The sequence below is a fragment of the Erythrobacter sp. genome (genome assembly GCF_030066995.1).
Classification (GTDB): domain Bacteria; phylum Pseudomonadota; class Alphaproteobacteria; order Sphingomonadales; family Sphingomonadaceae; genus Erythrobacter.
Window position 1 is genome coordinate 128,927 of sequence record NZ_JASJAP010000006.1, and the last position, 13,149, is coordinate 142,075.

A 13,149-nucleotide genomic window follows, 5' to 3' on the forward strand; every position below is an offset into this window, starting at 1 on the left:
AATGATCGCAGTGCAGGCCCATGCGGCTATGCTGCAGCAATGGCGCGCGATTCAGTCCCAGCAGGCACAGTTGGCTGTCCTCATCCTGTCCAAGAACGCGATCCATCGCCTCGCTCAGCCCACAATCGCCACAGCGCCAATACACAACCGAAAGTGACGGACGTTGACCAAGCCGAACACCCGCGCAATGACAGGCTTTGCGCGGACACATCCCATGACGATTTCGACACACCACCAACCCGAACATGAAGGTTAAGCGATGAGACGCACGCTTGTTCTTGCCGCAGCGCTGGTCGCTGTTCTGATCGCCGCTTACGCGACCTCAGGATTTGGATTGTTCAGTAGCGAAGAGACCGAACTCAAGCTCTATGGCAATGTCGATATTCGTGAGGTCGATATGGCCTTTGAGGTCAGCGGGCGGATCGATGGCGTTGCGGTTGACGAAGGCGACAGGGTTAGGGAAGGCGATCTCCTTGCGCGCATCGACCCGTCGCAAAGCCGCGATCAGTTGGCGCAAGCCGAAGCGCGCGTCGCTCAGGCCCGTGCCGATCTGCGACGGCTTGAGACCGGCAATCGTGCACAGGATATTCGCCAGGCCGAAGCCCGTGTCGCCTCGGCTCAAGCGACGCTGGAAAGAGCGCAAGCCGATTACGCTCGCCGTGAGGGCCTGATCGGCGAAGGTGCAATCAGTCGCGGCGTGTGGGATCAGACCGTCGCGCAGCTCCGCCAGAGCGAGGCGCAATTCGCGGAGGCCAATCAAGCCCTTTCACTGCAACGCGAGGGCGCGCGCGCCGAAGATATCGCAGCGGCAAGAGCTCAGGTCGAAAGCGCACTCGCCGACCGATCGTCGATCAACACCAATTTGAGCGACACGCAGCTCACAGCGCCCGTGGATGGTACGGTGATCACGCGAGCGATCGAGCCTGGAAGCCTTGTGCAACCCGGCGTTACAGCCTTCACAATCGCAATCGACCGCCCTCTTCGAGTGCGCGCCTATGTGGCCGAGACCGACCTTTCGAAAGTCGCGCCCGGAATGAGTGTGACGATACGCGCCGACGGCAATCCCAACGAGTATAGCGGAACAATAGGCTTTATCTCGCCGCGCGCGGAGTTCACGCCGAAATCCGTAGAGACCGAGGATCTGCGGACAGACCTGGTCTATCGCCTGCGCATCAAGGTGGAAAACCCCGATGGCAGACTGCGCCAAGGTCAGCCTGTGACAGTCACTGTCCCCTCAAGCTCCGAACCCGAGCAGAATTGAGTATGGGCACGGCTGTCGCCCGCGTCCGCGATCTTGTGAAGCGCTTTGACGAAGGTCAGCATCCTGCGCTGGACATGGTTTCGATGACGATCGAAACCGGCGGGGTAACCGGGTTGGTCGGGCCAGACGGGGCCGGCAAGACCACTCTGGTGCGCATCCTTGCCGGATTGATGGACCCCAGCAGCGGAATTCTGGAGGTCATGGGAAAGGAACCGGGCAAGACTTTGGAAGCGATTGGCTACATGCCGCAGCGCTTTGGTCTTTATGAAGATCTGTCCGTAATCCAGAACCTCAATCTCTACGCCGATATGCGCGCCGTGGCGCCGGAAGAGCGCGAGGCGGTCTTTACGCAACTGCTTGACTTCACCGACCTTGACCGGTTCCGCCAAAGGTTGGCTGGCAACTTGTCTGGCGGCATGAAGCAAAAGCTTGGGTTGGCATGCGCTCTGGTGAAGACACCGCGTCTGCTTCTGCTGGATGAACCCAGCGTTGGCGTCGACCCCATCTCGCGCCGAGAGCTGTGGGCGATGGTGCAGGAGTTGACCGGCGAAGGGATCGGCGTCCTGTGGTCAACCGCCTATCTGGACGAAGCGGAGAAATGCGACACGGTCTATCTGCTTAATGAAGGCAAGCTCTTATTCGATGGGCCGCCCAAGGCCCTCACCGGCGCGGTCGAAGACAGGGTCGTCCAGGTGACAGACTATGATGGCACGCCGCGTCGGTTGCTCACCAGGTTACTCGACCGGGAAGATGTGGTCGACGGGACAATCCAGGGGAGTTCCTTGCGCCTGCTGCTTGACCAACCCGACGCCCTGGAGGGCGAAACGGGCTTTGCGAAAGCGAAAGTGGCACCGCGTTTCGAGGACGGCTTCATCGAACGCCTGGGCGGTGGCCCAAAGGGCACAAGCCCGCTCGCGCAGGCATATCGTTCCATTGATGCAGGAAACCGGCCCGCCATCGAGGCTCACGGACTGACGAAACGATTTGGCGATTTCACCGCTGCCAGCGATATCAGCTTCGAGGTGCCCTATGGATCGATCTTCGGGCTCCTGGGCCCAAACGGAGCGGGCAAATCGACAACTTTCAAGATGCTTTGCGGGCTGCTCACGCCCACTGAGGGCGATGGATCTGTCGCTGGCAACAATCTTCTCAGCGCGCGCGGTCGGGCTCGCGCGGCGCTCGGCTACATGGCCCAGAAATTCTCGCTTTATGGAGATCTTTCTGTCGCGCAGAACCTGAACTTCTTCGCAGGCGCATATGGCCTCGAAAAAGGCAGAGCGCGGTCGGCGATTGAGCGGGTGACCGAGATTTTCGACCTGGGCGATGTGATGGGAACCAACGCAGGCGGCCTGCCGCTCGGGTTCAAGCAACGTCTGGCCCTTGCCGCCGCCGTCTTGCACGAGCCGCCCGTGCTTTTCCTTGATGAACCGACCAGCGGAGTGGACCCGGTTACGCGTCGCGAGTTCTGGACACATATCAACGGCCTGGTGGAAAAGGGGGTCGCGGTCCTCGTCACCACGCATTTTATGGAAGAAGCGGAATATTGCGACACCATTACGCTGATTTACCGCGCCAAGCAGATTGCAAACGGCACTCCGGACCAGCTCAAGGCGGAGGCCGCACAGATGGCTGGGCTCGACAGGCCGACAATGGAAGAAACGTTCATCGCAATGATCGAAGCGAGCGAAGCCAAGCTTGAGGCCCAGGCGAGCCGCGCGGCATGAAATCGCCGCTTGATCCAGGCCGGGTTCGGGCCCTTATCGTCAAGGAAAGCGCGCAAATCTTTCGCGATCCCTCGACGGTGCTTATCGCCTTCGTGCTGCCTGTAATCCTGCTCTTCCTGTTCGGTTACGCGATAAATCTGGACAGCTCGACGACACGGATCGGGCTCGCCGTCCATGACGAAAGTGCGGCGGCGCAGTCTCTCGCAGAGGCCTATCGCACCAGCCCCTTTTTCGAAGTCACCAACGCCAAAAGCGTCGCGCCGCTCAAAGAGATGCTCATTGCGGGTGAGATACGCGGCATCGTTGTAATTCCACAGGATTTCGGGGCCGGGTTTGAGCAGGACAATGCGCCGCCCATTCAAGTCATCGCCGATGGCTCGCTGCCAAACGCGGCCAACTTCACGACCGGCTATTCTCAAGGGGTTCGCAACACGTGGGCGGCCAACGAAGCCGCGGCTCAAGGGCTGAGCGCCGGTCCGGCCATCGATCTGTCGCTGCGCTATTGGTACAATCCGTCGCTGACCAGCCGCCTATTTCTTGTGCCCGGCGCGATCGCAATCGTCATGACGATGATCGGCACGCTGCTCACCAGCCTGGTCATCGCGCGTGAGTGGGAACGCGGGACGATGGAAGCCATGATGGCAACGCCCATGCGGATGACCGAATTTCTGGCATCCAAGATCGTGCCCTACTTCCTTCTTTCCCTTGGCTCCATGGCGATTTGCACGATCCTGGCCATGCTCATTTTCGGCGTGCCCTTGCGCGGTTCCGTGCTGGCGCTGGTCATCCTGTCCGTCGCCTATCTCATGCCAGCGCTTGGTCAGGGTTTGCTGATCTCGGCAGCAACCAAGAATCAGTTTGTCGCAAGCCAGGTGGCGTTGCTTTCAGGCTTTCTTCCGACTTTCCTTTTGTCCGGTTTCCTTTTCGAGATCGCCTCCATGCCCCAATGGATCCAGGCGATTACGATCATCGTCCCCGCACGCTATTTCATTCCCGGGCTGCAGACCATTTTCCTTACCGGCGACGTCTGGGAGATCCTGTGGCCGAGCGCCGCAATTCTGCTGCTGTTTGGCACGGCTTTCTTCACTCTTTGCTTCTGGGTCACACGTCGGAGCCTCGATTGATGGGCAGGTTGAGAGCCATGACGATCAAGGAATTCTGGGCGCTTATGCGCGACCCGAAGGCGCGCATCACTCTAGTCGTGCCGCCGCTGATACAGTTGATCGTCTTCAGTTTTGCCGCGACGCTCGAAGTCAGAAACGTCGAGATCGGCGTGCTCGATCGCTCTCGCGGCGTCGCGAGCGCAGAGATCGTTTCGCAACTGGCTGGCAGTCCGAACTTTAAGCGCATCGTGCGCCTGAGTTCCGAGGAAGAGCTGCAAGAGGCGATTGACACGCAGGAGGTGATCGCGGCCCTTGTCTTCGATGAGGCCTTCGATCGGGCTGTGGCGAGCGGGCAGCCAGCCCTCGTCGGGGTAGTTCTGGACGGTCGGCGATCCAACGCGGCGCAGATCGTTGGCTCCTATCTCTCTGAAATAGTGGCCGCAGCCGGGGCCGAAGTCAGCCAGAGGCAGGCGGAACCCACAGCCATTTCGATCAACTGGTTCAACCCCAATCTGGAGTTTCTCTGGTTCAATCTCCCCAGCCTTATCGTAATCGTGGTTTCGATTGCCGGGCTATCGATCACCGCTCAAACGGTCGCGCGGGAACGTGAGCTGGGCACCTTTGATCAGCTGATGGTCACCCCTCTTACAACCTGGCAAATTCTGCTGGGCAAGATGATCCCGCCCTTTATCGTCGGGCTCTTCAACGCCACGGTTTTCCTGATCGCCGCCCCGCTTGTCTTCAACGTTCCTTTTACCGGGTCGCTTGTTCTCTTCTACCTCGGTCTGTCGGCTTATCTGATGGCGCTAATCGGTGTGGGGATGTTCGTTTCGTCCCTGTCGAAGACCCAGCAGCAGGCATTCCTGGGCTCGTTTGTCGCGACGATCCCGATCGTTCTTCTGTCCGGCTTTGCCAGCCCGATTGAGAACATGCCCGACTGGCTGCAAATCCTGACCTACATCAATCCCGCACGATACTTCATGGACATCTCGATCGGTCAATTTCTCAAGGCCCAGCCGGTTGACGTCCTGCTTGCAAACCTTTGGCCGCTCGTCGTGATTGCGGCGGTCACTCTCTCGCTATCGGGCTGGCTGTTCAGAGCCCGCATGGAGTGAACACGGATGAAAGCGCGTATTTCTCTTGTTGCCCTGGTTTTTGGCCTTGCGAGTTGCACGACCGTCGGCCCTAACTACGCGGCGCCCGAGGCGGATATGGCGGACTCTTGGCTCGAAACAGCGGACCCCGGTGCAATCGACCCGGTCTGGTGGAACAAGTTCGACGATCCGCGATTGGCGGAGCTGATCGAGCAGGCGCTGAGAAATTCGCCGAGCCTTGCAGAGGCCCGGGCTCGTCTCACCGAAGCGCGCGCGAACCGCGACATTGTGCGCGGCGGGCAAGGGCCCCAGCTATCGGTCGCAGGCTCGGTTACCGAGAACCAATTGAGCGAAGATGGTCAAATTCCTGCAGGAGACATCCCAGGCTTCGAACCCGGCTTTTCACTCTTCGATCTTGGCTTTGATTCGAGCTGGGAAATCGATTTCTGGGGTCGCAATACCCGCGATCGAGAAGCGGCTGAAGCTCGCATCGAAGCTGCTGAGGCGAGGCTGCACGACACGCTGGTGCTGATTACCGGAGAGATCGCGCGCAACTATATGGATTTGCGCGAAGCCCAAGCGGCGCTAGCGGTCGGCCAAGCTCGCGTGCGCGCATTCGACGAACTTACCCGGCTTACGCAACTTCGCTATGACAGCGGCGAGAGCAGCTTGATCGACCTGCAACGCGCGCGCTCCGATGCCAATTCAGCGCGCAGCGTCCTGCCTAACCTGAGGGCGCCGGTAAGCGGCGCCGCCTATCGGATCGCAGCGTTGGTAGGGGAGCCGCCCGAGGCACTTGTGCCGCAGCTTAGAGAAGCCGCCCCAATACCCAACAGTCCGGACAATATCCTGGTCGGCGTTCGCTCCGATCTTTTGCGGCGCAGGCCAGACATTCGCGCGGCCGAGCGAGACCTCGCCGCCGCAACCGCTGATGTGGGGTCAGCAACGGCGGATATTTTCCCGCGTTTCTCGCTCATCGGCAGCGTGGGCGTGCAATCGCGCTCGGTCGACGGCCTCGCCGATGGCGATAATGTGCGCTTCACGGTGGGCCCAAGCTTTTCCTGGCCGCTCTTTTCAGGCGGACGAGTACGCGCACAGATCCGGGCCGCAGACGCGCGGGCTCAAGCTTCGGCGGCGCGTTACGAGCAGACAGTCCTGGACGCGCTTGCCGATAGCGAAGGGGCGATCAATCGGTTCCTTGAGGCTCAGCGAGCGCAGACAGAAGCGCTGCGTGCAGAGGAAGCCGAGAAGGCGTCGTTCGCCCTCTCGAAGCGTCGCGCTGAAACGGGAGAGGATGATCGACTTGCACTTCAAAACGCCCGGCTCGCGCTGCTTTCGACTCAGGAAGCAGCGCGCACCGCGGAGGCTGAAACCGCTCGGGCTGCTGCTTCGGTATTCAAAGCTCTGGGCGGAGCCTGGCAGGCCGAACTGGTACCGTTGGAACCGTCACCTGACAGCTAGGCGTCATCTTGGGTGAAGGCGGCTAACTTGCGGGGAATGAGCCGACCTGGCGCGCAACTGCGTTGAAATTCCAGCGATGCTTGAGGGGGGAGTCACCAAATCTTGCCGGATCGCTTGCCGAAGTCGGGCGCTTTTCTTTGACCTGCTTGCCTGACAAGTCCTCCACCTGAGCTTAGTCCGTTCCTGACGAAGGAGACAAACGATCTTCGCGTCGTTGGCCTCCGCTCGGCAGGTGCTGGAGCACGACAAAAAACCACTTGCGGCCCCGCTCTAGTCTTGGGAACAAACCCCCGAATGAGGTGGAAGCGGGTTTGAACGGCAAACCGTCTTTGCCCGCCGCGGCACGTGGTGATCGGTGGCTTGGGCGTTAATTCAGGACGAGTGGCTCGTAGCCTTTGGCTGCGATCTCGTCGCAGGAATCGCGATATCGTTTGAAGCCGCCTGTATAGACGGTCAGCCCCCTGGGTTTTCCTTGTATGTTGGCGCCCGTGTACCAAGTCTTCGCTTTCGACACCAATGTCAGTTCCGCCAAGGAGCGAACCTCATCCATCCATTGGTCTTCGGCTTCTTGAGTCACTTCGAAACAATGTTGGCCAGTTTCGGAAATGTGATCGATCAGTGCACAAATCCAATCGACATTCTGCTCATTGAGCGAAATGATGTTCGCGAGAACCGCCGGGCCATTCGGGCCGCATATGAGGAACATATTGGGAAAACCGTGCATCATCATGCCAAGGTAGGATGATGCACCGTCCGCCCACTTGTCTGCCAATGGCAGCCCCCCTTTTCCCGTGACCTCGAAATTGAGCAAGGCCCCCGTCATTCCGTCAAAGCCGGTCGCGATGATGAGGGCATCCAGCTCCACGGTCTCATTCTGAGTATGGACCGCGTTGTCGGAGAGACGCTCGATTTCGTTCCCGATACAATCGATGAGGTGCACGTTCGGTTGGTTGAACGCCTCATAATAGTGTGTGTCGAGGCACGGGCGGCGGGCGAAAATGGGATAGCCGCGTGGGATCAGCTTTTCGGCTGTCTCGGGGTCTTTGACGACTTGCCTGATTTTGCCGCGAACAAATTCCGCAACTTCTTCATTCGCTTCCTCGTTGATCAAGAGATCGGAAAACGTGCCAAGAAACGCGAGGCCGCCCTGCTTCCAGGCGTCTTCCATGAGCGACTGGCGTTGTTCGAGCGGGATGCTGAAATATGGTCTGGTCGATTGGGGGCGGACGCCGCCTAGCGGACTGTTGTATGCGACCGATCGAATTTGCGGATAGTGCCGCTTCAACTCGCTCGTGAATTCGTCGTCAAACTTGGTGTTGCGCATTGGCATTGTGAAGCTTGGAGTGCGCTGAAAGACATAGAGTTCTTTGGCCTCTTTCGCGACTTCGGGGACAACCTGGATCCCTGTCGAGCCCGTGCCGATCAGCCCCACCCGCTTCCCTTCGAAGCTGACATTCTCTTTTGGCCAGCTGGCCGTGCGATAGAGTTCGCCCTTGAAGTTTGAAAGCGGCCCGAATTCAGGCTCTTTCGGCACAGAAAGGGGCCCTGTTGCCATGATGCAGTAGGTTGCTTCGAAGACGTCGCCTTTGTCCGTGGCGACAATCCATAGACTGCGATCGTCATCCCACTTCGCGCTTACCACCCTGGTTTCGAACTGGAATAAGGGCCTGAGATTCAGTCGGTCAGCCACGAACTTGGCATAGGCAAGAATCTCCGGCTGAGCCGCAAACTGCTCGCTCCAGGTCCATTCCTGCTCAATCTCCCTCGAAAAGCCATAGCTGTAGTCGACACTCATGAGGTCGCAGCGAGCGCCCGGATATCTATTCCAGTACCAAACGCCCCCAACATCATCGGCCGCTTCGAACCCGACAAAGTCCAATCCCATCTCGCGCAGCTTGTAGGCCATGTACATGCCGCCAAACCCGGCCCCCACAACCACGGCATCAAGTTTACGGATAGATTTCATTTCAGGCATCGTTCCCAGGTTCCTGTGTGAATTTGTCACTTCAAAGCCAAAGTCCGGTTAGTCGAACCAGCCACCATCGATTACGCACTGCGCTCCATGGGTGTCCGACGGTCGAGCTAGTTTACAGACTCGACCGCCGGACGGGAGAGCCCTGATCAGTAGTCGAATTTTATTTCAAGTCCGACTATGCGTCCCCGGTTGATCGAAGAGAACGTCGAGCCCGGGAAGAACGGCAACGGCGATACGTTGCCCTCGGTTTGATCGTTGAGCAGGTTGCGACCGTAGAGGGATAGGGTCCACCGGGCGTCGGCAGAAGTGACTGAGATGTTTCCATCAATCATGTCCGCCATACTGAGCAATCCGGTGTTGGCGTCATTCGAAAAAGACTCATCCCGGTGTGAATAGCCGAGCCTTGCGCTAAACCCTTCCCCACCTCGAAACTCATGTTCAAACGCTGCGGCGATACCATAGGTCCACGGTGCCAGTCGGGGAGGGCTTAGATCGAGGTCCGCCTGGTCGACGACGCCATCAGCGTTCAGATCGAAGAAGACCTCCTGATAGTCACCGTCAACATAGCCAAGCTGCCCCGAGAGGGTGAGGTGTTCACCAATGCGAAGCTGCGCCTCGGCTTCGACGCCGCGAATACGCAAATCGGCAGAGTTCCGGATCACCTGAGTTGTCCCCAACGGCAACACCGGCTGGATGATTTCCCTCTGGAGATCAGAGACATCGGTCTGGAACAAAGAAAGGTTCACCCTCGCGATCCCGCCTATGTCCTGCTTCAGGCCAACTTCCCAGGCGTTCTGCTGCTCCGGATCGTAGGGGCCAGGGTCAAACTGAGTTGTGCCGTTGCGGAAGTTGTAGCCGCCCGAACGAAAGCCCCTCGCAAAAAAGGCGTAAGCCTGGGTTTGCTCGGTCGGTTGCCATTGAACTCCGAGCTTGAATGTCGGGTCGGTCCACGATTCTTTATCGGCGAAACCGTATGCGCTGCACGTTCTTGCGACGAGGGGGTCGCACAGATCACCGCTGAGATTGGCGACGAGTACGTCTTTAACCTCATGGGATAAGCGGAATCCCGCGTTGATGGTCCAAGTGTCGGTCAGGTGCCAATCGGTAGATACAAAGGCCCCATATGTCTGCTGATCCTGACGGCCACCGCCGGAGACGTTCAATGTCCCTGCAAAAAGGCGTCGGCGTTCGACATAATTTATGTCCTGTTCAAAATAGTACAGCCCGGCTGTCACATCGAAATCGCCGAAGGTTCCGGCGTACCGCAGTTCGTTACTGAACTGGCTTTGTCCGGTGAACGTATCGGCGTGAAAGACAAAATCGGGTGAGGAGTCGATATCGCTGATTACGGTCGCCGAGTACTCGCGATAACCTGCGATGTTGGTAATCACACCATCGCCAAAAGCGGTGTCGATGTTGATTTCGAGCGACGCTTGATCCCAACCGCTGTCGTTCAATCCTTCCTCATCAACGCTGACGCGAAAACTCTCCCGCGGGAAGAGTCCGAAATTGCTGACGACCGCGCCATCGCCATCGACCTCGCCGTGCTCATAGCGCCCGATGATCTCGACCGTATCGGTGGGCGTGAACTTGAGCGCGCCGCGCATTATGAGTGTTTCGCTCGCACCGAAATCGTTGTTTCCATTGAATTCGTTGGTGAAATAGCCTTTGTCATCGTTGTAGAAGACAGCAACCTTTGCGCTTAGCGTGTCCTCGATCAGCGGGCCGCTGATGGAGGCGCTTGCGATCGTGGCTGGCCCGCTCTCACGCGCCAGTCGCGCGTCTATCCGAAGTTCGTCGCTCGGCGCCTTGGTGCGCACCACAACCGCCCCACCGGTCACGTTACGGCCAAACAAAAGCCCCTGTGGCCCGCGCAAGACCTCGATCCCTTCAAGATCGAACGTGTCAAACAGAATCCCGGCGCTGATACCCATATAAACGCCATCTACGAACACACCAACGGTCGGGTCGATTGATGGAATGGAACTGTTGATCCCTAGGCCGCGGATCGAGAAATTCGCAAAGCCAGGAGCCGTGCCGACATCTTCGAATTGTACGTTTGGTGCACTGAAACTCAGATTCTCGAGACTGCGTACCTTCTGCTCGTCGAGCTGATCCGCGCCGAACGCGGTTACGGCGATCGGCACATCCTGCACATCCTGAGCCTGGGCGCTTTTGGTGGCGGTAACGATGATTGTGGCAAAGCCCTCGTCTTCCTCATCCTGTGCGCTCTCGGCGTCTGCCTCCTGAGCTATAGCCGGGCTTAGCCAGGTTGTAGCGAGCAACGATGCGCAAATCGGAAGCGCGATCCGACCCCTGTTGAACTTCCTCATATGTCTGTCCCCTCCCCCTGAGAAGCTCTTGGCTTCTTCCGGTCGTGCAATTCTTGTGACTGCGACCGTGCCATGAGCAGGCAAAAGGGTTGGGCAAGCAACGCTGAGACAGTGAGCCGATAGAAAATCACAAGAACGATAATCGCATTTGTGATTGTCGAGGCGCCGCGAGAGCGACGCGCCTGCGAGCTCGGCCACCTTTGTAGACGGGCGCCTGGTATTGGCAAACGCGGGATGAGGAGCCTCGCATCATGGGTCTGGGCTGCCAGAACAGCGCGCTTTTCAGCAGGGCAAAGCTCGGCTCGCTCGAGCTCGCGAACCGCATCGTCATGGCGCCGATGACGAGATCGCGATCGCCTGGCGGAATTCCTGGCGAGGCAATGGCGGATTATTACGCCCGCCGAGCCCGCGCTGGTGTCGGACTGATCATTACCGAGGGAACATCGATCGATCGGCCATTCGCACTCGATGATCCGAATGTCCCCAGATTCCATGGCGCAGAAGCGCTCAACGCCTGGTCCGGAGTTGTTGCCGCCGTTCACGCCGAAGGTGGGAAGATCATTCCTCAACTATGGCATGTGGGCGCTTTCGCGGGAGCGCGCTCGGCATGGGACGAGGACGAACCCGGGATAGAGTCTCCCAGCGGTCTCCAGGCGCCAGACCATGCTCGCGGACATGCAATGACACAGGCCGACATCGACGCAGCGATTGCAGCTTACGAAGCGGCCGCAAAAAACGCGGTGGAACTCGGCTTTGACGGTGTGGAGATCCATGGCGCTCATGGATATCTGATCGATCAATTCATGTGGGAAGAGACCAATAATCGGGCTGACCTCTATGGAGGTTCCGACATCGCGTCTCGAATGCGGTTTGCCGCCGAGGTGGTCACCGCCGTCCGAAGGGCCGTACCAACCGATTTCCCGGTACTTTTCCGTTTCTCGCAATTCAAACAACAGGACTACACGGCTAGACTCGCTCAAACACCTGCCGAGCTTGAAGCCGTTTTGCAGCCTCTGGTTGATGCAGGTGTGTCTGTCTTTCACGCGTCCCAGAGGCGCTTTTGGGATCCGGAATTCGACGGGTCCGACCTGAACCTTGCTGGCTGGGCGAAGAAGGTATCTGGGCTGCCGAGCGTAACGGTGGGGTCGGTCGGTCTGAGCGGCGATTACATCTCGAACCGGGCGAACGGAGAAGTGTCCGAGCCGTCATCGCTGGACCGGTTGCTCGAGCGACTGGAAGCAGAGGAGTTCGATCTGGTCGCCGTGGGACGCGCCCTGCTGATGGACCCGTTCTGGGTCGAGAAAATCCGGGATGGACGCGAGAACGAGCTTAAGCCGTTCGATATCTCCGCTCTGTCCGAGTATTATTGAGCCACGCTCTCGGCGGCCAATCTACAGGATTTGCACAGACTGACTGGCCGTCGCCAGGAGCGCACCTTCGGCGCTGAACAGGCGCATTTCACCATGCGCCAATCGAGAGTTCGCGGCTAATGTCTGCATCTCGCACAGGACCCACTCAGTATCGACCGCAGCCACGACCCGCAAATGGTTGTCGAGGCTAGCTCCGCCACCGACACGCCCAACACAATGGCCAATTCCTCCCGGCAAAAGGTCTGCAAAAAGGCACAGCTGAACAGTATCGAGAGCCCCGCCATCTCGTGTTCGAGCCCAAAGTGTCGTGACGCCAGTGTCATCACAAGGCGCGCCTTGAGCGTAGCGAATGTCCAAGCGCTTGAGCAGCCGTCCGCGTTGATCCTGAGGCGGAAACCCATCCCATTGCGGGCAATCCTCAGGTGAGGCCGGATTGCTCGCCGGCTTGCGCCAGCGCCTGGTCGCCTCGGGCACATCTTCGGACAACGCACCAAGACTTTCCATTACAACCCGGCCATCGACAGTGCCGACGGCTCTGGCCCGCTGCAGCTGGCGCCCCTTCTTGGGGAACTCGACCTCGATCAGCAGTTCGCTTCCGTAGGAGATTGACCGGTAGAAGTGCGTATCAAGGATGGTGATGTACGCAGAGCAGGACTTCTCCATTGCCTTGGCCGCCGCTGCGGCTGCGGCGCCGCCGAAGAGGAAACAATGCCCGATCGGCCCAACGCAGTGTCTCTCGTCCGCCACCAGACGGAATCGAGCGGTGCCTTGGGGTTCGAGGTCTATGAAGGACATGAAGTGTGATCGGCTATGCTCTTGGTCAACACG

Annotated in this window: 9 protein-coding genes; 6 read left to right on the top strand and 3 right to left on the bottom strand. The window is 58.9% G+C overall.

What is annotated here, in order from left to right:
• Positions 1-259 precede the first annotated feature (259 nt).
• From QNI87_RS14285 to QNI87_RS14305, 5 genes are read left to right on the top strand one after another with little or no spacing between them, the layout of a single operon-like run.
• A complete protein-coding gene (locus QNI87_RS14285) occupies positions 260-1,261 on the top strand; it encodes an HlyD family efflux transporter periplasmic adaptor subunit (RefSeq protein ID WP_300597734.1) in 1,002 nt (333 codons plus the stop codon).
• 2 nt (positions 1,262-1,263) lie between these two features.
• Positions 1,264-2,985, top strand: coding sequence for an ATP-binding cassette domain-containing protein (locus QNI87_RS14290; RefSeq protein ID WP_300597736.1), 1,722 nt, complete (start codon positions 1,264-1,266; stop codon positions 2,983-2,985).
• Positions 2,982-4,109 carry an ABC transporter permease gene (locus QNI87_RS14295; protein WP_300597738.1) on the top strand — a complete coding sequence of 376 codons (1,128 nt, stop codon included), beginning with the start codon at positions 2,982-2,984 and terminating at the stop codon, positions 4,107-4,109. Before QNI87_RS14290 ends, QNI87_RS14295 begins: the two co-directional genes overlap by 4 nt.
• A gap of 17 nt (positions 4,110-4,126) precedes the next feature.
• Positions 4,127-5,203, top strand: coding sequence for an ABC transporter permease (locus tag QNI87_RS14300; protein WP_300597740.1), 1,077 nt, complete (start codon positions 4,127-4,129; stop codon positions 5,201-5,203).
• Between the two features lie 6 nt (positions 5,204-5,209).
• On the top strand, positions 5,210-6,643 hold the full coding sequence (locus QNI87_RS14305; RefSeq protein ID WP_300597742.1) for an efflux transporter outer membrane subunit: 1,434 nt from the start codon (positions 5,210-5,212) through the stop codon (positions 6,641-6,643).
• Between the two features lie 367 nt (positions 6,644-7,010).
• On the opposite strand, the gene QNI87_RS14310 is transcribed toward QNI87_RS14305, so the two are convergent.
• A complete protein-coding gene (locus QNI87_RS14310) occupies positions 7,011-8,609 on the bottom strand; it encodes an NAD(P)/FAD-dependent oxidoreductase (protein WP_300597744.1) in 1,599 nt (532 codons plus the stop codon).
• Positions 8,610-8,764: 155 nt separating this feature from the next.
• Positions 8,765-10,774, bottom strand: a complete 2,010-nt coding sequence (locus QNI87_RS14315; protein WP_300597746.1) for a TonB-dependent receptor — start codon at positions 10,772-10,774, stop codon at positions 8,765-8,767.
• Positions 10,775-11,202: 428 nt separating this feature from the next.
• On the opposite strand from QNI87_RS14315, the gene QNI87_RS14320 reads away from it, so the two are divergent.
• Complete coding sequence (locus tag QNI87_RS14320) at positions 11,203-12,321, top strand: NADH:flavin oxidoreductase (RefSeq protein WP_300597748.1); 1,119 nt, start codon at positions 11,203-11,205, stop codon at positions 12,319-12,321.
• Positions 12,322-12,342: 21 nt separating this feature from the next.
• Here the strand turns inward: QNI87_RS14320 and QNI87_RS14325 are convergent, their stop codons facing one another.
• The gene (locus QNI87_RS14325) at positions 12,343-13,116 is read right to left on the bottom strand and encodes an acyl-CoA thioesterase domain-containing protein (protein WP_300597750.1); all 774 of its coding nucleotides are present in this window, start codon (positions 13,114-13,116) and stop codon (positions 12,343-12,345) included.
• Between the last annotated feature and the right edge of the window lie 33 nt (positions 13,117-13,149).